This window comes from Streptococcus mitis (assembly GCF_946190115.1).
GTDB classification, from domain to species: Bacteria; Bacillota; Bacilli; order Lactobacillales; family Streptococcaceae; genus Streptococcus; species Streptococcus mitis_CO.
The window spans coordinates 63451-84399 of the sequence record NZ_CAMHZG010000005.1; the positions used below are offsets into that span (position 1 = coordinate 63451).

Here is a 20949-nt window from a genome sequence, read left to right on the forward strand (position 1 = left end):
TGTATTTTCTTGCATGTGAGGTGAAATCTAAGAACTATTCCAAGATCAACCAAACTATTAATTTCCAAACACAAAACAATTCAATGCTATATTTGTTCAGTTTTTCATGAAATTTGCAGAAAATAGTTGACTTTGCCTTCTTATTTCTTTAAAATAGTACAAAACTAGGAAAAGGAAAAAATCATGACCAAAACAATTCTTGTTACAGGTGGAGCTGGCTATATTGGCTCCCATACCGTTAAAGCTCTTTTAAATGCTGGCTATCAGGTACATGTTCTAGATAATCTCTCTACAGGAAATCGTTCGGCTGTGGATAGTCGTGCTAGCTTTAAGCAACTAGATGTTTATGATTCTAGTGCTCTAAAAGCTTACTTAGAAGAAAATAAGATTGATGCTGTTCTTCATTGTGCAGGTGAAATTGTTGTGAGCGAAAGTATTGAAAATCCAAGTAAATACTTCACTGCCAATGTTGCGGGTATGAACCAAGTTCTAAAAGTCTTATCTGAAGTTGGTATTCAAAAAATCATGTTCTCTTCAACTGCTTCCCTCTATGGTAATAACTGTATTGACAAGCCAGCTACTGAAGATACCCTGCTCGACCCTGTCAATCCTTATGCAGAAACAAAACTGATGGGTGAACGAATGATTTACTGGATGGCCAATCGCTACGATTGGAAATATGTCATTTTCCGTTACTTTAATGTTGCTGGAGCTGAAATGGATGCTTCAAACGGTCTGCGAGTGAAAAATCCAACTCATATCATTCCCAACATCAACAAGACCGCATTGGGACAAAATGATAGCCTGAAAATATTTGGAGATGACTATGATACACGTGATGGTTCATGTATTCGAGATTACATTCATGTCTTGGACCTTGCACAGGCTCATGTTAAAGGAATGAACTACCTATTTCAAGAAGACAGTTCTTCTCAAATCTTTAACTTAGGAACTGAAAAAGGCTATACCGTCAAAGAAATCTTTAAAACTGCTGAAGAATTACTGAATCAAAAAATACCACACGAAATTGTTGCTCGCCGTGCTGGTGACCCAGCCAGCGTCCTAGCAGACGCATCAAAAGCTAAAAAATATCTTGATTGGAAGGCTAGCTACTCCCTCGAAGATATTATTTTATCAGATTATCGTTGGCGTGTTAAAGAAGGCAAAAACATTTTGGAATAGGATAACAAAGGAGAAAGCCTTGGCGCTCTCTCCTTGCTTTATTTATTAAATTGTCAGAAAATTTATTGACAGATTAAAGAAATCGTGTTACAGTAATATCCGCAGGTATCTTTCGATACCAAATCCACATGAAAGGACGGGGTATGAAACTTTCTCATTATTTAATTGGCTTACTTCTACTCCTAGTCTTTCTCTCCATTAGCATTGGAACCAGTGATTTTTCATGGGGAAAACTCTTTGCACTGGATCATGAAACTTGGCTTCTCTTTCAAGAATCGCGTCTCCCAAGAACCATCAGCATTCTCCTGACCGCCTCTAGTATGAGTATGGCAGGACTTCTCATGCAGACTATCACTCAAAATCAGTTTGCTGCTCCGAGTACAGTTGGAACCACTGAAGCCGCCAAACTGGGAATGGTATTGAGCCTCTTTGTCTTTCCGTCGGCTAGTCTGACCCAAAAGATGCTCTTCGCTTTTGTTTCATCCATCGTATTCACCCTCTTCTTCCTAGCCTTTATGACCATTTTTACTGTAAAGGAAAGGTGGATGTTGCCTCTGATTGGGATCATCTATAGCGGGATTATTGGTTCTGTGACAGAAGTTATCGCCTACCGTTTCAATCTGGTTCAGAGTATGACAGCCTGGACCCAGGGCTCCTTCTCCATGATTCAGACTCATCAGTATGAGTGGCTCTTTTTAGGCCTCATTATCCTGATAGCCGTTTGGAAATTATCCCAAACTTTTACCATCATGAATCTAGGAAAAGAAACTAGCGAAAGTTTGGGGATTTCCTACTCCCTACTTGAAAAACTGGCCCTCTTTCTGGTGGCGCTAACGACTAGTGTCACCATGATTACTGTGGGTGGCTTGCCATTTCTCGGGGTCATCGTTCCCAATCTTGTTCGCAAGCACTATGGAGATAATCTAAGTCAGACCAAACTCATCGTCGCTCTGGTCGGTGCTAATCTAGTTCTGGCCTGCGATATCCTATCCCGAGTTCTAATTCGGCCCTATGAACTGTCTGTCAGTCTTCTACTAGGAATCATTGGTAGCCTCGTCTTTATCCTACTTCTATGGAGAGGGGGACGAAAAGATGCAGTTTAAAAGCAAACATACCAAGCTCTTCTGCCTTCTCATTATTCTGGTCATCGGTGCTTGTCTCCTCTACTTTTGGCCCATCACCCACCTGTCTGTCTTTGCATGGAAATTACGTTCACAAAAGATAGTTGTTTATCTCTTGGTGGCTATCGCGACAGGGATTTCGACCATTAGTTTTCAAACCCTGACGGAAAATCGCTTCCTGACACCAAGTATTTTGGGAATCGAATCCTTCTACGTCCTACTACAAACCCTGCTACTAGTTTTTGAAAGCAAATTTCTTCAGCTTGGAAAGTCTCCTATCTTAGAATTTCTGGTCTTGCTTCTGCTCCAATCCCTCTTCTTTCTCGCCTTACAAGGTTACTTGAAGACACTGGTGAAGCAAGATCTGGTCTGCATCCTGCTAATCTGTCTAGCCCTTGGAAGTCTCTTTCGAAATATCAGTACCTTCCTTCAAGTCTTGATGGATCCAAATGAATACGATAAATTGCAGAACAGTCTCTTTGCTTCCTTTCAGCATCTCAATACTTCCATCCTAGCCATCGGCTCTCTGATTATCCTTGCTTTGACACTCTTTTTCTTTCGAAAAGCAGTCATTCTGGATGTCTTGCACCTGCAAAGAGAAACGGCTCAAATATTGGGGCTCGATGTTGAAAAAGAACAGAGAGAACTCCTCTGGGGCATCGTGCTTTTGACCTCAACAGCAACTGCCCTGGTAGGACCTATGGCCTTCTTCGGCTTTATGCTAGCCAACCTCACCTACCTGATTGTCAAAGATTATCGGCACAAATTGCTCTTTATCGTAGCCATTCTGGTCGGATTTATCAGTTTGACCTTGGGGCAAGCCCTTATTGAACGAGTCTTTGCGCTGGAAATTCGCATCAGCATGATTATCGAGAGCGTGGGTGGTCTCTTATTCTTTATCTTACTTTACAGGAGGGCGCGTCAGTGAAACTGGAAAACATTGACAAATCCATTCAAAAACAGGATATTTTACAAGACATTTCGCTTGAAGTCAGTCCTCAAAAACTGACAGCCTTTATCGGTCCAAATGGTGCTGGAAAATCGACTCTCCTCTCCATCATGAGCAGACTGACCAAGAAAGATCAGGGGATTCTCAGTATCAAAGGTCGTGAAATCGAGAGCTGGAATTCGCAAGAACTAGCCCAAGAACTGACCATCCTAAAGCAGAAAATCAATTACCAAGCCAAATTGACGGTTGAAGAACTGGTCAGCTTTGGACGTTTTCCCTACAGTCGAGGTCGACTGAGACCAGAAGATTGGGAAAAAATCCGAGAAACTCTGGACTATTTAGAACTGACCAACCTAAAAGACCGCTACATCGATAGCCTGTCTGGAGGCCAGCTTCAGCGGGTCTTTATCGCCATGGTACTGGCCCAAGATACGGACTTTATCTTACTAGACGAACCGCTCAATAATCTCGACATCAAGCAAAGCGTCAGCATGATGCAGATTCTTCGGCGATTGGTGGAAGAGCTCTGTAAGACCATTATCATCGTCCTCCACGATATCAATATGGCCAGTCAGTATGCAGATGAAATTGTCGCCTTCAAAGATGGACAAGTCTTTTGCAAGGGAACAACCAATCAAATCATGCAGGGCGACCTGCTCAGTCAACTATATGAGATTCCCATCACGCTAGCTGATATCAATGGCAAAAAGATTTGTATCTATAGCTAGCAACTCAGAAACTCGAGTTAGAAGAAACTTTGTCTCTTAGTCAATAAAACCTAGAGACTCCCTAAATCGTTATCACATTTTAAAAAGGAGAAATCATGAAAACATCCCTTAAACTTTACCTCACTGCCCTAGTGGCTAGTTTCTTGCTCCTACTTGGTGCATGTAGTACAAACACAAACTCAAGCACTAGTAAGACGGAGTCAAGTAGCTCTGCTCCAACAGAGGTAACCATTAAAAGTTCACTAGGTGTAGTCACACTTTCAAAAGTCCCTGAAAAGATTGTGACCTTTGACCTCGGTGCTGCGGATACTATTCGCGCTTTAGGTTTTGAAAAGAATATCGTTGGAATGCCTACAAAAACTGTTCCGACTTATCTTAAAGACCTAGCTGGAAAAGTTAAAAATGTTGGTTCTATGGTTGAGCCAGACCTAGAAGCCCTTGCTGCTCTTGAACCAGACCTAATTATCGCTTCACCACGTACCCAAAAATTCGTAGATAAGTTCAACGAAATCGCTCCGACTGTTCTCTTCCAAGCAGGCAAAGATGACTACTGGACTTCAACTAAGACCAACATTGAATCCTTAGCAGGCGCCTTTGGTGAAACTGGTACACAGAAAGCCAAGGAAGAATTGGCCAAGCTAGACAAGAGCATCCAAGAAGTCGCAACTAAAAACGAAAGTTCTGACAAAAAAGCCCTTGCTATCCTCCTCAACGAAGGAAAAATGGCTGCCTTTGGTGCCCAATCTCGTTTCTCTTTCTTGTATCAAACCTTGAAATTCAAGCCAACTGACACTAAATTCGAAGACTCACGCCACGGACAAGAAGTCAGCTTTGAAAGTGTCAAAGAAATCAATCCTGACATCCTCTTTGTCATCAACCGTACCCTTGCCATCGGTGGGGACAACTCTAGCAACGACGGTGTCCTAGAAAATGCCCTCATCGCTGAAACTCCTGCTGCTAAAAACGGTAAGATTATCCAACTAACACCAGATCTTTGGTATCTCAGCGGAGGCGGTCTTGAATCAACAAAACTCATGATTGAAGACGCACAAAAAGCTTTGAAATAAGTTGCTTCAAACTCAACTAACATCTTTACATGATAAAACGCATCCTATCAAGCTCATTCAAACCTGATAGGATGCGTTTTTATCATTTTAAAGTCTGTTTACCTAGCCTCATTCCCCTTCTTGATTCCGTTTGAGTGAAAAATGGTCTGGGACGGGGTCCTTACCTGTTTTCGACCAGGGATGGCAACGTAAAATCCGAGCCAAGCCCATCAAGACACCCTTGAAGCCATGTTTTTCAATAGCCTGAATCATGTAGTTGGAACAAGTCAGCTCAAAGCGACAAGAAGGTGGAAAAGCTGGTGAGATAAAACGTTGGTAAAAGCGCACAGGCGCTATTAAAATTCGTTTCATTATTTCTTGGTTACAGCCATGGTGTGTAGTTGGCTGATTTCTTTTTTATTAAGACGACGGGATTCACCTGGACGGAGTCCTGTCAAGTCTAGGTGTCCAAAACGTGTCCGTGATAACTTATCCACTTGAAGACCGACAGCTTCAAACATCTTTTTAACCTGGTGGTTACGCCCTTCATGGATGGTCAACTGCACCACAGAGCGGTTTTTAACTGGATCCACTTTGAGAATTTCATAGACAGCTGGCTTGGTTTTCTTGCCATCAATCTCAAGTCCACGGGTCAAGGGGCGGAGATTATCCTTATTGGCAACACCTTTGACACGCGCGACATAGACCTTGTCTATCTCATTACGAGGGTGAATCATTTCATCCGTAAAATCCCCATCATTGGTCAAAATCAAGACTCCTGATGTATCCCAGTCCAAACGACCTACAGGGTAGATGCGCTCTTTGACATTGGGCAAGAGGTCGACAACCGTCTTGCGGCCCTTGTCATCTGTCACACTGGAAATGACACCGCGTGGTTTGTTAAGCAGATAGTAGACCTTTTCTTCATTGTAGATAGGCTGACCTTCAACTTCAACCTTGTCGCCTGACTTGATGGTGGTTGCTAGTTCACGTACCACTTGGCCATTGACCGTCACCAAGCCTTGCTTGATCAGCTCTTCTGCTTTTCTCCTACTGGCCACACCTGCGTGGGCAATATACTTATTGATTCTCATCTTCTTCTATCCTTTCACCAAATAATTGGCTTTCTTGGGCTTGAATCTCAAGCTCATCAATCACTGGTAATTCTTCTAAATGATTTATCCCCATGTAATCTAGGAAATAATCTGTAGTCACATAGAGGTTGGGGCGCCCCAACACTTCTTTTTTCCCGTCTTCTCGTATCAAGTCAAAAGCCTGCAACTTTGCCAAGGCCCCACTCGAGTTGACCCCACGGATGGTATCAATCTCTATCCGTGTAATGGGCTGTTTGTAAGCAATGATGGACAAGGTCTCAAGGGCAGCCCGAGATAAACTCTGGTTGATAGGTGCCTTAGAGTATTCCTTCAAAATCTCTGCAAACTGAGGCTTGGTCACCAATCTATAAGCGCCCCCTGTCTCAATCAGAGCCAAACTGGAATCTAGGTCCTTTTCATACTTCTGGGCTAATTTTTCTAAACTCTGTTGGATGCCTGTCGGTGGCAGAGAGAGGAGTTCAGCTAACTGGCGGACCCTAATCCCATCTTCACCCGCTACAAACAAGAGCGCTTCTATTTTTGCTAAAGTACTCATCTTTCCTCTCTATCAAGTCTAGCTTTGAGCCACTTGACTTTCTTCCTTCTTTTCCATGAGATAAATATCTCCGAAACTTTCCTCTTGCATGAGGATCAGCTCCTGGGTTTTGATTAACTCTAGGGTTGCCAAAAAGAGGGTGATGACCTCTTGGACATTCTGAGCTTCCTTAAACAAATCCTGCAAGCGCAATTGATCTCGTCCAGTCAAGGACTCTTTCACGATAACCATCATGTCCTCAATCTTATACTCATCCCGCAAGATAGTCGTGTGATTTTGTGCAAACTCCTCTTTTTTCTTGGCTAGGATATTTGAAAAAGCCAAAAAGAGGTCAATGGTCGTCTTGTCATGCACAAGCTCCGCATCTTCGTAAATCAACTCTGTCGGCGCTTTGGAATAGTACTGGGCCCGATCTTGGTGCTTGGCTTCCAAGTGCTCCCCCAAGAGCTTGAACCTGCGGTATTCTTCGATTTGGGAGAGAAGATCCTGCTCTAGGTCATCTTCCAAATCTGTCACTTCTGCTACCTTTGGCAAGAGCTTGCGACTCTTGATCAGCATGAGTTGACTGGCCATGACCATGTACTCACCGGCCACTTCCAGACGCATGGCCTGCAAGGTTGAGACATAGGCTAGATACTGTTCGATGACTTCCGTAATGGGTACATCGTAGATATCCATCTGATACTTAGAAACCAGGTGCAAGAGCAAGTCCAAGGGCCCTTCAAAATCTTTTAATTTAATATCCATTATCTATATTTTTCTAAGGTCAGGACTGTTTTTAATCCTAATTTTTTTGCAATTTCGTACAAATCGACCTTGTTTTCTATTTGTCTTAGAATGAACTGTTCCCGCAAGGCCTGGGCTGATAAGGTTGGGAACCCTTTCTCCTTGACAAAGGATTCTAGCTGACGAAAGGCCCACTGACGAGAATAGGCTTTCCCTGCCCTTTCAAAGAGATAGGTCTGACCCATCAAGGGTTCCAACTCTGAAAGCAAGGTTGTAGGAATGGTAACAATCCTCTGTTGGGAAGCCTTCTTGATTCGCAATACCTGAAAATCTAGATTGATATCCGCAACCTTGAGAGCTAAAATCTCACTGGGCAAGAGCCCCATTTCTAAGATAAGAAGAGCCAGTAAACGCCCCTCTGGATAGTCACTTTCTTGCCAAAAAGAGTCTAGGTTTAACAGTTCTGGTTTTACTATCTTCTTTTCAGCTTGTTTGGCTAATTCCAAACGATAAAAGCTATCCACTTCTCCTTTTTGATAGAGAAAGTAGAGAAATTGGTTACAGGCCGAAATCTTTCGCTTCTGGGCGCTGATTTTTAGATTGGCTAGTTGGGCTTGGTAAATCTTGAGACTAGTTTCAGAGATCCGCTCACCTACAATGTCTAAAAATTGCTCCAAATCATACTTATAGGACTGCTTGGAATTGGCAGACAAACCCTGCTTCCCCTCTAAAAAGTCTGAAATCCTGTCTTTCATTTGCATCGAATCTCATATTCCTTACTAAAGTCATGCAAGAGGGCATTGACTGCCTTGAGGATAGACTTACGCGTGATAATTCCTTGGAAAATACCAGACGCATCCACAACCGGCAAGAAAGACTCATCTACCAACTTGTGCAAGACCTCCGTAATAGTAAAATCAGGCGAGACAACCGCTACGTCCGTTCTCGTCATATGAACGATATCCGTATCTGCCATGATTTCTTGACTCAAGTCATGCTCCATCTGATAAGCCATAATATCTCTGAGCCCAATAGTTCCAACAAACTGCTTTTCATCTGTTACAACAGGAACACGGGTATAGGTCATCTGACTGAGCAAGAGGGTCGCATGATCCGCATTGTGAGTATCAATCAACACAGCTAAATTTTTAGCAGGAGTCAAAAAAGTTTCCTCCTGTCCCAACAAGAAAGTCTCAAACTCCTTGGCAATCATCGGATAAACTCCTTGGACAAGCCCGGATACACCTCATGGTCTCGTGTCAAAAAGTCCACTTTGAAATAACTGTCATCAATCTCCACACGAGCATAAAGACATTCTCTGACGGTACCACGTGGTTGACTGATGGAGCCCGGATTTAGAAAAAGAGTCTTTCCTTCCATCCAAGCATTTGGCACATGCAAGTGACCATAAAGACAGATATCGGCCTCTTCTTCCTGAGCCCAGTAGTCCAACTTTTGAAAGTTGAAATTGATGTCAAACAAGTGACCATGGGTTTGGATAATCTTGGTCGAACCAAGCTCGGTCACCAAACGTTCTGGGTAGCCGGCGTAGAAGTCCATGTTCCCTTTAACAACACGGATGCCTTCCCAAAGGGGAGAATCAGGACGCAGTTCAGAATCGCCGTTATGAAAAACGGCGTCAACTTTGCCCACATAGCGATCACGGATTTCTTCCACAATCAAGCTATCGCCATGAGAATCGCTCATTACAATGATGGTTTGCTTTGCCATGATGGAAATACCTCCAAAAGTTTCTTAACGGCTAAGGCACGATGAGATTGACTATTTTTTTCTTCCAGGGTTAATTCAGCTGATGATTTGCCTGTCTCTCCCACAAGGAAAAGAGGATCATAGCCAAAGCCATTTTCACCCTTGGGTTCAAAATTAATGTAGCCAGGCCAGTCTGCTTCAACAACCAAGCTTTCCTTGTTTGGACTGGCAACGACTAGGGTTGTATGGAATTGAGCCGAGCGGTCCTTGAGTTCAAAGACCATGGCCAATTCGTGCAAGAGCTTGGCATTGTTTTCACGATCAGTAGCTCCCACACCTGCGAAACGAGCTGACCAGACACCTGGCAAGCCACCAAGGACATCAACTTTAAGTCCAGAATCATCTGCCAAAACCATCTTGCCCGTTAATTGAGAAATGGTTTCTGCCTTGAGGCGGGCATTTTCTTCAAAGGTCATGCCTGTTTCAGCTACTTCAGGCAAGTCAGGGTAGTCATTAAGATTTTCCACATCGTAGCCTAGCTTGTCAAAAATAGCTCGAAATTCCTTGGTCTTGCCCTCGTTACGAGTCGCAATCAATAAGGTTTCTCTGACCTTGTTTGTCTCAAAGAATGCTTCTACATCAACACCTTCTTTAGGCAATTCTACATGCAGGAGTTGCCCATTTTCAACCAAGAGCAGGGCTCCCTGACGTTGAATAACTTCCAAATTTCGTCCCATTTCTTGGTTAAGGATATCTACTACAAAAGACAATAAACGGTAGGGAGAACCATAGCGTAAAACAGTAACTGAAAGTGGAAAACCTCGTTCCTCGTCTCGAAAGATTTTGGCCAATCCAACTAGAGGAAAATCCAAGTCTTCATCAGTCAAAGTCCGGACACCACCAAAAATACTATAGGACCCAACATACCAGTCCTGGTCATCCTTGTATTCATAAATTTTATTTGTCATAATTCTACATGCTCCACATAAATCTCTTTTTCCAGCCATTCTTCACCAATTTGTGCAAAACTTTGGCTGCTGGCTGTTGTGTAAAAACGGTGATGAAGTGGTCCAGCATCGCGACCACGATTGATTTCAAAATAATTAAGTAAGACTGAGATATCCCGTACGCACTCTGCCCCACTATCAATGAGTTTGACATTCGGTCCCATGACATTTTGAATAATAGGTCTGAGCAGTGGATAATGGGTACAACCCAAAATCAGGCTATCCACCTTTCCAACCAAGGGACGCAGGGTTTCATAGACCACTTTCTTGGTGACACTGGTTGACAGGGCACCAGACTCCACTAAGGGAGCAAACTTGGGACAGGCCAAACTCTCCACCTGTAAGTCCGGATCCAAATCATGAATTTTCTGACGGTAGATGTCTGATTGTACCGTCATGGGTGTTCCAATCACTCCGATTTTCCCACCTTGGCTGGACTTGATAGCTGCCGAAGCTCCTGGCAAAATTACACCCAAGACAGGAATATCTAGTTGAGCCTTGATTTCTTCCCAGACGACCGCAGTCGCAGTATTACAAGCAATGACAATCATTTTGACATCCTTGGTCAAGAGAAAGTTGACCAACTGCCAGGTATATTCACGAATTTGCTCAGCAGGACGGGGACCATAAGGCGCCCGCGCCGAATCTCCAATATAGACGATTTCTTCATGGGGAAGCTGGCGCATGAGCTCGCGCACAACGGTCAAGCCCCCGACACCCGAATCCAAAAAACCAATTGGTCGATTATCCATACAGTCTTCTTTCTAGTCTTTTTTCTGATTGATAGTTCATTATGATTATTGATCCTTATGAACTGAATGACAGCCTAATCAACAACTATCTCTCTTAATCATAATCAAATATCAATAGAATGCAAGGAAAAAGTCTCATCCCTAAACCCTTAGCCAACATAGTGAGAAGTCTGGAACTTTCATCCCAGACTTTTCCTTATTTATTTTTTCTTTTTATTGTTAGCAAGGGCTGCCTTTTGTTGGCGGATGATTTGGTGGTAAACTTGTTGTACCTTAGCTTCGCTTGGTTTTTGACCATTTGCACTCAAAAGAGTACGAACTGCTTCAGCATTCAAACGTGGGTTGTCAGCGAATTCTTTTTCGATTTGCTTACGAACCAAGTACATTCCTCCAAGAGCTCCTCCTAGAAAAGCTAGCACAATCAATACAATTGCTAAAAGTAAATCCATCATTTTTCTCCTGTTTCTTTTTGAGTCCCTTTCATTATACCATAAACTAGCCACCCTGACTAGTTTGTTTTACGCTTTCAAGGAGGGAATAAACAGCAAAAAGAACCCTGCTTTTCTGCAAAAGAGAGCTCCTTACTGAGTTTATACTCAATGAAAATCAAAGAGCAAACTAGGAAGCTAGCCGCAGGTTACTCAAAACACTGTTTTGAGGTTACAGATAGAGCTGACACGGTTTGAAGAGATCTTCGAAGAGTATTAATTTCATATTTCTACCTATCCATTTGTACTAATAAAAGACTGAAACACTAGATTTCAGCCTTTTTCTTTATCCCAAAACCAATTCATCACTGACTAGACTTTGGCCACTATTTTTCTGGAAGAGATGCATGAGGTCTTCAACTGTCAGATGCTTTTTCTCCTCTCCCTTGACATCCACCACTATCTTACCCTGATAGAGCATAATGAGACGATTCCCGTACTCAATAGCATGGTTCATATCGTGGGTAATCATCAAAGTCGTCAACTGATGGTGTTCCACAATCTTTTGCGTCAAGTCCATCACCATTTGACTAGTTTTCGGGTCAAGTGCCGCAGTATGTTCATCCAAAAGCAAAAGTTTGGGTTTCACCAGAGCTGCCATGACTAGGGTCAAGGCCTGTCTTTGCCCTCCTGAGAGGTATTGAGTATCTACTTTTAAGCGGTTTTCAAGGCCAATATTCAACTCTTTCAAGGCCTCTTGGAACTGGATCCTATCCTTCTCCTTTACGCCCCAGCCAAGCCCTCTCTTCTGCCCACGTCTTAAGGCAATAGCCATATTCTCCTCAATCGTCAAACGAGAAGCTGTTCCCATCTTAGGATCTTGAAAAACACGGGCGATATCCTTGGCTCTCTTTCTTACACTCAGATTTTTAATGGATTTGCCTGCCAATAAAAGGTCCCCTTCATCCACCGATAAATTACCAGCCAAGATATTCATCAAAGTGGATTTCCCTGCTCCATTTCCACCAATTACAGAGATAAAATCTCCCTCTTCAACCTCTAAATCTAATCCTTTGAGGACATGGTTCTCATTGACCGTCCCTGCTTCAAATGTTTTGTGAATATTTTCAAGTGTTAACAAACTTGCCATAACTTTCTCCTCCTATTCATTTCTCAATTTCAGACCACGAATCTTTAATATCTTTTGCAATTCTGGCGCAAATAAAACCAAGGCAAGCAAGATTGCATTAAAGAGACGAACTAGGTTTTGATCTAGATTTGGAATTTCATAGATATTTAAAATAATCAAACGGTAAACAATAGCACCAATTCCGATGGATAACAAGCGACCTCCAATGGTCAAGTCGTGTATCAAGACTTCTGCAATAATCACTGCACTCAAACCAACAACGATGGTTCCTGTCCCAGAAGTCACATCTGAAAATCCATCATTTTGGGCAAACAAGGAACCACATAGGGCAATCAAGCCATTTGAAATCATGTAACCAACAATCTTCATGGTGTCTACATTGACCCCATTGGCCTCACTCATCGGAATATTGTCCCCAGTCGAACGCAAGACCAAGCCAATCTCTGTTTTCATCAAAAGAGTCAAGACCAAACAAACAAGTAAGAGACAAGCTAAACTGAGTGAGAAAACAGCTCCTTCATTTGACAGCCCCAAGCTCGCCAATTGTTTAAAGACGGTTGCAGAATCTCCCAAGGAAAGATTAGGCACGCTTCCCATGATTTTAATATTGATTGAATAAAGCCCTGTTAAGGTCACAATACCTGTCAAGAGAGCTGGAATTTTCATCTTGGTGTGGAGCATTCCTGATACTAGACCTGCTACCATACCTGCCAGCAAAGCAAGTAAGGTCGCAATCCAAGGATTTATCCCTGCCTGTATCTGAGATACGACGACAGCCGCCCCCAGTGGAAAGGCTCCTTCAGCAGTCATATCCGCAATATCCAAAATACGGAAAGTCAAGTAGACCCCAATAGCCATAATCGACCATAGCAAACCTTCTGATAAACTAGATAATACAAAATTCATCTTAAACCTCCTTATTCCTTGCCTTCTAACTTACTAATATCAATTCCCAATGCATCTGCCATTTCTTGATTGGTATGCAATTCCAGTTTTTCAGGCAACTCAACTGCTATATTTTCTGGCTTCTCACCTTTTAAAACACGAATCAGCATGCGAGCTGTCTGTCTTCCCAATTCTTCATAATTGGTTCCGTAGTTATACAAGCCACCAACAGCAATCATTTCTGTTGAACCACCGAATACTGGAACCTTGTGTTTAATAGAAACCTGCTTAACTGTTTCCATGGTTGACGAAATGATATTATCAGTTGGGACAAAAACCATATCCACCTCTGCCATCAAGCTTTCTGCAGCCGCCTTGACGTTGTTACTGTCCAAGATTGTTTTTTCAACAACGGTAAAGCCTTTTTCTTCCAGAAGGCGCTTAGCTTCATCCTTTTGGACAACTGAATTTGGCTCGCTCTGAGTATAGAGGATTCCAATCGTTTTAGCCTTTGGTAACACTTTCTTTATCAAATTGATTTGGGTTGAAATGGCATCTGATGACTGATCGCTTGTCCCAGTAACATTGCCCCCAGGATGCTCTCTTGACTCAACCAACTTGGCACTGACAGGATCTGTTACCGCTGAAAAGATAACAGGTGTCGTTTGTGTTGTATTGGCCAAGCTCTGAGCAGAAGGCGTTGCGATGGCTAGAACGACATCACTAGATTCTGCTAGTTGCTGGGAAATGGTTTTTAGATTTCTTTGCTCTCCCTGTGCATTTTGCAAATCAATCTCGATATTTTTCCCTTCAATATAGCCTTGCTTGGCCAACTCATCCACAAAACCTTCTCTAGTAGCGTCCAAAGATTGATGAGTAATAAACTGCGAAATACCGATACGAAAAACATCTTTTTTCTTATCTGCCTTCAACTGATGCAAACTGATCAGAGAGGTCAAGAGAATCCCCACTACCAAGAGGGGTGCTAGTAATTTTCGAACAACTTTCATAATGAAACTCCTTCTCAGAAAAGATAATACTCAATGAAAATCAAAGAGCAAACTAGGAAACTAGCCGCAGGCTGTACTTGAGTACGGCAAGGCGACGTTGACGTGGTTTGAATTTGATTTTCGAAGAGTATAAAACAAAAAACCGCCTAGATAATACCTAAACGGATGCTTGAAATAATCTAACAAGTTACAACTTAGCTAGTCCATTTAGATATTCATCTATATGGACCACAATCAAAAATCTTAGCCACATAGATACAAACAAATTGCTTGAACTGTTTGCATCCATGGTGACATGTCTACAAACACTATCTAAAGTAGCTAAAGTAAAAGTTTTGATTCATCGTTACAGCTTGTTTCTTATTCATTTCTTTTTCTGCTTTCTTTTTTGATGTTTCCTATCTTACCACCTTTTTTATCAGCTGTCAAGAATATTTCAGAATTTTTTAAAATTTTTTGAAAATTCTTTCATAATTCTTTCAATTCTTTTAGGATAATTTCAAAGATTTGCCCATTAGATAAAATAGAACGATTTGAAGACTTTTATGGTATTCAGTTGTACTAGAGTTTTTTAAAAGTGTTTTGATGGCTTGTATTTCTTCTTTAGTTGATTTCATATCACTATTATATAATGCGTTTTGATTTTAGTATAGTATTAAACTGACTCTTGGCAGTCGGACAAAAAATCGACAGTTATTTTATACTGTTTAAAACCAATAGTCAATACGACAATCTCTTTACTTTTCGGTTATCAACTCTGTAGATTGCTAACATATCCAAAATAAGCCAAGTATCCCGAGGATAGGCAACAGAAATGAATTATTTATACTCTGGATACCACTTCAAATCACGAACTGCTTTGGCCATATCTGTTTCCTTAGCGCGTGCAAGACCTTGCTCTTGTGCTTTTTTAGCGACTGCTTCTGCTACTTTAATAGAAACATCTGCTACATACTTGAATGGTGGCAAGACAGGAGCTCCTGGTTGGCCTGGATTGACAATACCACTCAATGAATGCGCCGCCGCTCCAATCATTTCATCAGTCAAAAGACTTGCTTCAGAAGCCAGCATACCTAGACCAAGACCTGGGTAAATCAGGGCATTATTTGCTTGACCAATCACATAGTCTACACCTTTATAAGAAACCGTATCAGCAGGAATTCCTGTTGCGACAAAAGCTTTGCCATCTGACCATTCAATCAAATCTTTGGCACTAGCTTCTGCCAATTTAGTTGGGTTTGACAAAGGGAAGATCATTGGACGTTCTGTGTTTTCACACATAGCTTCTACTATTTCTTTAGTGAAGGTATTAGGTTGAGTTGAAGTTCCTACAAGAATGGTTGGCTTCACAGTCTTCACTACTTCAATCAGGTCAGTCAACTTATCTGCGTTACTAAAGTCAGCACGTTTCTTAGCAAATGGTTTTTGCTCTGGTGTCAAGTCATCCATGTCATCAAAGAGAAGACCTTGTTTATCAACCATAAAGAAACGTTTATAGGCTTCTTCTTCAGAAAGACCTTCACTTACCATTTCACGAAGAACACGAGAGGCAATTCCTGCACCCGCAGTACCACCACCATAGCAGAGATAAACTTGATCTGTTAATTTTTCACCACTAATATCCAGAGAACCAAAGATACCACCCAAGGTAACGATTCCTGTACCTTGAATATCATCATTAAAGGTCGGAATTTGTTTCCGGTATTTTTCAAGAATATTGGCAGCATTCAAGCGACCGAAGTCTTCCCAGTGAAGGTAGAGCTTAGGAAAGAGACGTTCTGCTGTTTGAACAAATTGGTCAATGAAGTCGTAGTAACGATCTCCGCGGACCCGTTCGTGACGATTTCCTAAGTAATTAGGATTGTTACGAAGTTCTTCACGGTTAGTCCCTGCATCAATAACTAAAGGAAGGACCATCGAAGGATCGATTCCAGCAGCACCCGTATAGACCATCAATTTCCCAACAGAAATATCGACACCATTTGTTCCCCAGTCGCCAATTCCAAGGATTCCTTCTGCATCTGTTACAACAATGAGACGAATCTCGCGACCCCCGGCAGCATTTTTCAAAGTGGCTTCAATATTTTCAGGATGATTGATATCAAGATATCCCGCATATTGGGGATCTACAAAAAGATCACTATAGCCTTCAATGGTATCTGCAATGGTTGGATCATATACAATTGGATTGAATTCTTCTAAATGTTGAGAAAAGAGGTAATAGAAAAGAGTCCTGTTGGTATTAAAAATTTCCATTAGGAAAAGACGTTTTTCCAAATCATTGGCTTTTGTTTGCATTTGTGCATAAGTTTGCGCCGCTTGTTCTTCAATCGTTTGAACATACGGTGGCAGTAAACCAATAAGGCCTAGTTCCTTTCGCTCCTCTAAGGTAAAGGCAGTACCTTTATTGAGGAAAGGATTGTTTAAAATATCATGTGCAGTCATAGTGCAACCTCCTTTTTACTTATATTATACCACATGAAACGAATTGTTCGTAAAACGTTGTTGTTTAAATAATACAATTGTATACGCATATGTTATAATGAGTCTACGAGAACAATTTCTAATAGGCTCTTTTATACTTAAAACACTATTATTGATAATACTTTAAGTTGTTATATTTTATAAATTTCTGAACTCATCAAACTCTCGATGATCACTCTTTACTAAAAGTTTCGAGTAAAAGAAACCAATCATACAAATTGACAATCCTAATTAAAATAAATATCACATAAGTATGTTATGTAATACTTTGTGTTTTTTAAGGTGTTTTTTTGTCATATAAAACTTGTATTCTATTTATATGACAACTAAAAACTATTTACAACAATATATTTCCCAAAAAGTGAAATATTTTCGAACACAGAATAAAATGAGCCAGGAAGAACTTTCGGAACAAGCAGGACTCGGGCTTAAGTATATCAATCAACTTGAAAACCAAAATGTGAATCTGACCATTCACAGTCTTGAAAAAGTGATTGACGCCCTAGAAATGACCCCAGAGGAATTTTTCAATTTTGATAGCCTTGAATCAACCTCTGATAAGAGTGACAATCTTTCACTCAAAAGAATCAACATGAAGATTAAACAGCTCCCTATTGATAAACGAGAAAAGATGTTGGTCATTTTTGAGAGTATCTTAGATAATCTTTGAGATCCCTGACTCACTTACATTTTAACTGGTGAATACTCGTATAGTCAAATTGTAGGATACGGATAAAAATTATTTATCTGCTGTTTTCCACTTATTTTCCTTCTCCAACCAATGAAAGTGAGCCCATATGAATTTAAAAGATCTACAATATTTTTATGACCTCTGCCAGCTTCAATCCTATACGGAAGTAGCAAAACAACATAAAGTCAGCCAACCATCTATTTCTTATGCTATCAAGCGCTTAGAGGAATCCTTTCACTGCAAATTGATTCACCATGACCCCTCGCATCGTTCCTTCAAGCTAACTCCTCAAGGACAAATCCTTCTAAAGCATACAGAACTGATTTTACCTGAGGTCACTTCTACTCGCAAAGAAATTAATCGCTCCTTGGCACAATACTCTACTGTAGGATTCCCTCCTATTATCATTCAGTATCTCTTTGCTGCCTTAAACGAAAAAGATAAATTCGATTTTTTAAAAAAGGTACGCCCTATCCGCGGTGGCTCCGTGGAGTTATTAAACCTTCTCATCAAAGGAGACCTTGATGCAAGCCTACTCGGTTTGATTGAACCTCTCCACTATCCTTCAATAGAGTCACACGAGCTATTTCATAAAGAACTGTATGTCGTTTTATCTAAGAACCATCCTTTTGCCACTTCTCCTTCCCTCGCTTTTGAAGAATTAGCAGATCAATCCTTTATACTCTTAGACGAACACTTTGTTCACCTGAAAGCTTTTGAAATGCTTAATCAAAAGTATCAAAACAAGGCAGAAATATTCTTTAAGACTGATGACATTGCCATCCTTAAAGAACTTTTAAAGAAAGGGATTGGCCTTAGTTTACTGGCTGATATCGCACTTTCTGATGAAGATGATGATTTAATAAAAATTCCGCTTATACTGAAGGATAAGATAACTTTTACAGTTTATTACGCCTACCTTAAATCAGCTACACCGTCATCAGAAGTAGAAGCCTTATTTAATCTCCTTAAATCATATGAATAGAAAAAACTCTAACTATCAATGAACTGATAGCTAGAGTTTTTTACATTGTAGATATTATACTCAATGAAAATCAAAAAGCAAACTAGGAAGATAGCCGCAGGCTGCTCAAAACACTGTTTTGAGGTTGTAGATAAGACTGACGAAGTCAATCACACATATACGGTAAGGCGGCGCTGACGTGGTTTGAAGAGTATTAGACTATAGTAGATTGAAGCTAGAGTAATACGCCGCGACTTCTAAACCTTTTCTAGAAATTGATTTGACTTTCCTAATAAAGTTGTTCAGATTTTATTTCATCTCACTATAATTCAATGATTTTCTAAGAATTCTATTTCTTTCGAAAATTCTTTCAGAACGCTTTCAAAAGTTTTTCAAATCAGTCCAACAAAAAAAGGTTTATAATTTCCATAAAAGTTGACATGGAAATTATAAAACCATTATTAGTTTAACCCTTGTTGGTAACGCGTCAATTCGGCTTGGTTCGCCCAAACATAGTGGCCTGGACGGATTTCTACCATAGATGGTTTATCAGTCTCATAGTCGTGTTGACTTGGGTCGTAAACCTTCAAGACTTTCTTGCGTTCCAAGATTGGATCTGGGATTGGTACTGCTGAAAGTAAGGCTTGAGTATATGGGTGAATTGGATTGTTAAACAATTCTTCTGTTTCTGCAACCTCTACAATAACACCCTTGTAAATAACTGCGATACGATCTGAAATAAAGCGAACAACCGACAAGTCATGAGCGATGAAGAGATAGGTCAAGCCGAGCTCTTTTTGGAATTTTTTGAGCAAGTTCAAGACTTGGGCACGAACAGAAACGTCCAAGGCTGAAATTGGCTCATCCGCAATAACAAAGTCTGGTTGCATGACCAAGGCACGGGCAATACCGATACGCTGACGTTGACCACCTGAGAACTCATGAGGGTAACGAGTCAAGTGCTCAGCAAGAAGCCCCACTTCACGGATAATATTTTTAACTTTCTCTTTACGTTCTTCTTCATCTTTGAACAGATGATGATTGTAAAGACCTTCAGAAATAATATAATCAACAGTCGCACGTTCATTCAAACTTGCGGCAGGGTCTTGGAAAATCATCTGGATTCGACGAATCAATTCCGCAGCTTGTTCACGCGATTTCTTACCATTAATCTTTTGACCTTCAAAAATGATATCTCCATTACTTGTATCATTTAGACCGATGATCGCACGACCAATAGTTGTTTTCCCACTACCGGACTCACCTACAAGCGAAAACGTTTCTCCCTTGTTGATAAAGAAGTTAGCATTTTTAACCGCGACAAACTTCTTACTTCCTTCACCGAAGGAAATTTCTAAATCTTTGATTTCTACTAATTTTTCAGACATTTCCTTCCTCCTAGTCTTCCAGATGGGCAAATCCCATTTTTTCACGGATTTTATCGTGGAGATTTGCAATCACAGCTGGTTTTTCTACTTTTGGAGCATCCTCATGAAGTAGCCAAGTCTTAGCCCAATGTGTCTCTGATACTGAGAATTGAGGAGCTTTTTGTTCGAAGTCAATCTGCATTGCATAGTCTGAACGCAAGGCAAAGGCATCCCCTTTCAGATCAGTATAAAGTGACGGAGGTGTTCCTGGGATTGAGTAAAGATCCCCTTTATCATCAGCAAGCTGAGGCAAGCTAGACAAGAGACTCCATGTATATGGATGGCGAGGGTCATAGAAGACTTCCTCAACAGTTCCATACTCAACGATTTCTCCTGCATACATAACCGCTACCTTATCCGCAATACTTGCTACCACACCAAGGTCGTGAGTGATAAAGATTGTTGTGAAATGGTACTCGTTTTGCAAGGATTTCAGCAAATCAATAATCTGTGCTTGGATAGTCACATCCAAGGCAGTCGTTGGCTCATCACAGATCAAGACATCAGGTCGGCAGGCAAGGGCAATAGCAATAACGATACGTTGACGCATTCCTCCAGAATATTGGAATGGGTATTCATCAAAACGTCTATCTGCGTCTGGAATCCCAACCTTATTCATGTAGTCAATCGCCAATTCTTTCGCTTCTTTAGCTGTTTTTCCTTGGTGTTTTACAATCACTTCTGTAATCTGACTACCAATTGTTTTAATTGGGTCCAAACTAGTCATTGGATCCTGGAAGATAGTCGCAATCTTAGCACCACGAATTTGTTCCCAATCCTTGTGAGAAGATAAAGCTGTCAAATCTTGACCACGGTAGTCAATACTACCTTGGGCAATGCGACCATTTTCTTCAAGCATACCTGTGAAAGTCTTTGTCAAAACAGATTTTCCTGATCCTGACTCACCTACCAAGGCTAATACTTCTCCTTCAACTAGTTCAAGGGAAACGCCGCGAATGGCTGTCAATACTTTGTCACGAACGTCAAATTCCACGACAATATCGCGAGCAGTCAAAATTACATTTTTTTCTTTTGTCAT

Annotated in this window: 23 protein-coding genes and 1 pseudogene; 7 read left to right on the forward strand and 17 right to left on the reverse strand. The window is 41.1% G+C overall.

Going from position 1 to position 20949, the window contains the following annotated elements; translation table 11 throughout:
* Window positions 1–183 precede the first annotated feature (183 nt).
* The 5 genes from galE to N8L90_RS03875 all read left to right on the forward strand — a co-directional run bounded on the left by galE (window position 184) and on the right by N8L90_RS03875 (window position 5047).
* Window positions 184–1182 (forward strand): UDP-glucose 4-epimerase GalE, encoded by a 999-nt coding sequence (galE, locus tag N8L90_RS03855; protein WP_033687339.1) that lies wholly within the window; start codon window positions 184–186, stop codon window positions 1180–1182.
* 143 nt (window positions 1183–1325) lie between these two features.
* Complete coding sequence (locus N8L90_RS03860) at window positions 1326–2285, forward strand: ABC transporter permease (RefSeq protein WP_180374999.1); 960 nt, start codon at window positions 1326–1328, stop codon at window positions 2283–2285.
* Window positions 2275–3231 carry an iron chelate uptake ABC transporter family permease subunit gene (locus N8L90_RS03865; protein ID WP_261024239.1) on the forward strand — a complete coding sequence of 319 codons (957 nt, stop codon included), beginning with the start codon at window positions 2275–2277 and terminating at the stop codon, window positions 3229–3231. Before N8L90_RS03860 ends, N8L90_RS03865 begins: the two co-directional genes overlap by 11 nt.
* Window positions 3228–3980: an iron ABC transporter ATP-binding protein gene (locus tag N8L90_RS03870; RefSeq protein ID WP_261024240.1), complete on the forward strand. Its 753-nt coding sequence runs from the start codon at window positions 3228–3230 to the stop codon at window positions 3978–3980. Before N8L90_RS03865 ends, N8L90_RS03870 begins: the two co-directional genes overlap by 4 nt.
* A gap of 95 nt (window positions 3981–4075) precedes the next feature.
* Window positions 4076–5047: a siderophore ABC transporter substrate-binding protein gene (locus tag N8L90_RS03875; protein WP_261024242.1), complete on the forward strand. Its 972-nt coding sequence runs from the start codon at window positions 4076–4078 to the stop codon at window positions 5045–5047.
* A gap of 108 nt (window positions 5048–5155) precedes the next feature.
* Here N8L90_RS03875 and yidD read toward each other — a convergent pair whose 3' ends face one another.
* The 15 genes and pseudogenes from yidD to N8L90_RS03950 all read right to left on the reverse strand — a co-directional run bounded on the left by yidD (window position 5156) and on the right by N8L90_RS03950 (window position 16789).
* Window positions 5156–5398, reverse strand: a complete 243-nt coding sequence (gene yidD / locus N8L90_RS03880) for a membrane protein insertion efficiency factor YidD (RefSeq protein ID WP_261024243.1) — start codon at window positions 5396–5398, stop codon at window positions 5156–5158.
* Window positions 5398–6120, reverse strand: a complete 723-nt coding sequence (locus tag N8L90_RS03885) for a pseudouridine synthase (protein ID WP_001222228.1) — start codon at window positions 6118–6120, stop codon at window positions 5398–5400. The genes yidD and N8L90_RS03885 overlap by 1 nt, the downstream gene beginning before the upstream one ends.
* Window positions 6107–6676 (reverse strand): SMC-Scp complex subunit ScpB, encoded by a 570-nt coding sequence (gene scpB, locus N8L90_RS03890; protein WP_261024244.1) that lies wholly within the window; start codon window positions 6674–6676, stop codon window positions 6107–6109. The genes N8L90_RS03885 and scpB overlap by 14 nt, the downstream gene beginning before the upstream one ends.
* Before the next feature lie 18 nt (window positions 6677–6694).
* The gene (locus tag N8L90_RS03895; protein WP_261024245.1) at window positions 6695–7423 is read right to left on the reverse strand and encodes a segregation/condensation protein A; all 729 of its coding nucleotides are present in this window, start codon (window positions 7421–7423) and stop codon (window positions 6695–6697) included.
* A complete protein-coding gene (gene xerD / locus N8L90_RS03900; protein WP_314725723.1) occupies window positions 7423–8157 on the reverse strand; it encodes a site-specific tyrosine recombinase XerD in 735 nt (244 codons plus the stop codon). Before xerD ends, N8L90_RS03895 begins: the two co-directional genes overlap by 1 nt.
* Window positions 8154–8615, reverse strand: a complete 462-nt coding sequence (gene cbpB / locus N8L90_RS03905) for a cyclic-di-AMP-binding protein CbpB (RefSeq protein WP_020903098.1) — start codon at window positions 8613–8615, stop codon at window positions 8154–8156. The genes xerD and cbpB overlap by 4 nt, the downstream gene beginning before the upstream one ends.
* Window positions 8612–9133, reverse strand: coding sequence for a metallophosphoesterase (locus N8L90_RS03910; RefSeq protein ID WP_261024249.1), 522 nt, complete (start codon window positions 9131–9133; stop codon window positions 8612–8614). The genes cbpB and N8L90_RS03910 overlap by 4 nt, the downstream gene beginning before the upstream one ends.
* Window positions 9109–10080, reverse strand: coding sequence for a nucleoside-triphosphate diphosphatase (locus N8L90_RS03915; RefSeq protein ID WP_077804694.1), 972 nt, complete (start codon window positions 10078–10080; stop codon window positions 9109–9111). Before N8L90_RS03915 ends, N8L90_RS03910 begins: the two co-directional genes overlap by 25 nt.
* Window positions 10077–10871 (reverse strand): glutamate racemase, encoded by a 795-nt coding sequence (gene racE / locus N8L90_RS03920; protein WP_077804693.1) that lies wholly within the window; start codon window positions 10869–10871, stop codon window positions 10077–10079. Before racE ends, N8L90_RS03915 begins: the two co-directional genes overlap by 4 nt.
* Before the next feature lie 200 nt (window positions 10872–11071).
* Window positions 11072–11320 (reverse strand): YneF family protein, encoded by a 249-nt coding sequence (locus N8L90_RS03925; protein WP_000364990.1) that lies wholly within the window; start codon window positions 11318–11320, stop codon window positions 11072–11074.
* A 325-nt stretch (window positions 11321–11645) separates the two neighbouring features.
* Window positions 11646–12449, reverse strand: a complete 804-nt coding sequence (locus N8L90_RS03930) for an ABC transporter ATP-binding protein (protein ID WP_000157661.1) — start codon at window positions 12447–12449, stop codon at window positions 11646–11648.
* 12 nt (window positions 12450–12461) lie between these two features.
* Complete coding sequence (locus N8L90_RS03935) at window positions 12462–13355, reverse strand: ABC transporter permease (protein WP_101786082.1); 894 nt, start codon at window positions 13353–13355, stop codon at window positions 12462–12464.
* An 11-nt stretch (window positions 13356–13366) separates the two neighbouring features.
* Window positions 13367–14344 carry an ABC transporter substrate-binding protein gene (locus N8L90_RS03940; RefSeq protein ID WP_060627154.1) on the reverse strand — a complete coding sequence of 326 codons (978 nt, stop codon included), beginning with the start codon at window positions 14342–14344 and terminating at the stop codon, window positions 13367–13369.
* 497 nt (window positions 14345–14841) lie between these two features.
* Window positions 14842–14961 (reverse strand): annotated as a pseudogene (locus N8L90_RS03945) (IS630 family transposase); the annotation flags it as partial.
* A 202-nt stretch (window positions 14962–15163) separates the two neighbouring features.
* Entirely contained in the window at window positions 15164–16789 is a 1626-nt protein-coding gene (locus N8L90_RS03950) for a malolactic enzyme (RefSeq protein ID WP_261024255.1), read from the reverse strand.
* A 358-nt stretch (window positions 16790–17147) separates the two neighbouring features.
* Here N8L90_RS03950 and N8L90_RS03955 point away from each other — a divergent pair, with 358 nt between their 5' ends.
* Together N8L90_RS03955 and N8L90_RS03960 are read left to right on the forward strand one after the other, a co-directional pair.
* A complete protein-coding gene (locus tag N8L90_RS03955; protein ID WP_000208712.1) occupies window positions 17148–17498 on the forward strand; it encodes a helix-turn-helix domain-containing protein in 351 nt (116 codons plus the stop codon).
* A 127-nt stretch (window positions 17499–17625) separates the two neighbouring features.
* Window positions 17626–18504: a LysR family transcriptional regulator gene (locus tag N8L90_RS03960; protein WP_261024257.1), complete on the forward strand. Its 879-nt coding sequence runs from the start codon at window positions 17626–17628 to the stop codon at window positions 18502–18504.
* Window positions 18505–18944: 440 nt separating this feature from the next.
* Here N8L90_RS03960 and N8L90_RS03965 read toward each other — a convergent pair whose 3' ends face one another.
* Window positions 18945–19871 (reverse strand): ATP-binding cassette domain-containing protein, encoded by a 927-nt coding sequence (locus N8L90_RS03965; RefSeq protein ID WP_261024258.1) that lies wholly within the window; start codon window positions 19869–19871, stop codon window positions 18945–18947.
* Window positions 19872–19881: 10 nt separating this feature from the next.
* Window positions 19882–20949 carry an ABC transporter ATP-binding protein gene (locus tag N8L90_RS03970; protein ID WP_000159551.1) on the reverse strand — a complete coding sequence of 356 codons (1068 nt, stop codon included), beginning with the start codon at window positions 20947–20949 and terminating at the stop codon, window positions 19882–19884.

Coding starts and splice junctions, on each gene's coding strand:
- N8L90_RS03910 (WP_261024249.1), bottom strand. CDS start 9,133: ATGGCAAAGCAAACCATCATTGTAATGAGCGATTCTCATGGCGATAGC.
- N8L90_RS03940 (WP_060627154.1), bottom strand. CDS start 14,344: ATGAAAGTTGTTCGAAAATTACTAGCACCCCTCTTGGTAGTGGGGATT.
- galE (WP_033687339.1), top strand. CDS start 184: ATGACCAAAACAATTCTTGTTACAGGTGGAGCTGGCTATATTGGCTCC.
- N8L90_RS03970 (WP_000159551.1), bottom strand. CDS start 20,949: ATGACAAAAGAAAAAAATGTAATTTTGACTGCTCGCGATATTGTCGTG.
- N8L90_RS03925 (WP_000364990.1), bottom strand. CDS start 11,320: ATGGATTTACTTTTAGCAATTGTATTGATTGTGCTAGCTTTTCTAGGA.
- N8L90_RS03885 (WP_001222228.1), bottom strand. CDS start 6,120: ATGAGAATCAATAAGTATATTGCCCACGCAGGTGTGGCCAGTAGGAGA.
- N8L90_RS03935 (WP_101786082.1), bottom strand. CDS start 13,355: ATGAATTTTGTATTATCTAGTTTATCAGAAGGTTTGCTATGGTCGATT.
- N8L90_RS03915 (WP_077804694.1), bottom strand. CDS start 10,080: ATGACAAATAAAATTTATGAATACAAGGATGACCAGGACTGGTATGTT.
- N8L90_RS03875 (WP_261024242.1), top strand. CDS start 4,076: ATGAAAACATCCCTTAAACTTTACCTCACTGCCCTAGTGGCTAGTTTC.
- N8L90_RS03860 (WP_180374999.1), top strand. CDS start 1,326: ATGAAACTTTCTCATTATTTAATTGGCTTACTTCTACTCCTAGTCTTT.
- N8L90_RS03950 (WP_261024255.1), bottom strand. CDS start 16,789: ATGACTGCACATGATATTTTAAACAATCCTTTCCTCAATAAAGGTACT.
- N8L90_RS03930 (WP_000157661.1), bottom strand. CDS start 12,449: ATGGCAAGTTTGTTAACACTTGAAAATATTCACAAAACATTTGAAGCA.
- N8L90_RS03960 (WP_261024257.1), top strand. CDS start 17,626: ATGAATTTAAAAGATCTACAATATTTTTATGACCTCTGCCAGCTTCAA.
- N8L90_RS03955 (WP_000208712.1), top strand. CDS start 17,148: ATGACAACTAAAAACTATTTACAACAATATATTTCCCAAAAAGTGAAA.
- cbpB (WP_020903098.1), bottom strand. CDS start 8,615: ATGATTGCCAAGGAGTTTGAGACTTTCTTGTTGGGACAGGAGGAAACT.
- scpB (WP_261024244.1), bottom strand. CDS start 6,676: ATGAGTACTTTAGCAAAAATAGAAGCGCTCTTGTTTGTAGCGGGTGAA.
- racE (WP_077804693.1), bottom strand. CDS start 10,871: ATGGATAATCGACCAATTGGTTTTTTGGATTCGGGTGTCGGGGGCTTG.
- xerD (WP_314725723.1), bottom strand. CDS start 8,157: ATGAAAGACAGGATTTCAGACTTTTTAGAGGGGAAGCAGGGTTTGTCT.
- N8L90_RS03895 (WP_261024245.1), bottom strand. CDS start 7,423: ATGGATATTAAATTAAAAGATTTTGAAGGGCCCTTGGACTTGCTCTTG.
- N8L90_RS03965 (WP_261024258.1), bottom strand. CDS start 19,871: ATGTCTGAAAAATTAGTAGAAATCAAAGATTTAGAAATTTCCTTCGGT.
- yidD (WP_261024243.1), bottom strand. CDS start 5,398: ATGAAACGAATTTTAATAGCGCCTGTGCGCTTTTACCAACGTTTTATC.
- N8L90_RS03865 (WP_261024239.1), top strand. CDS start 2,275: ATGCAGTTTAAAAGCAAACATACCAAGCTCTTCTGCCTTCTCATTATT.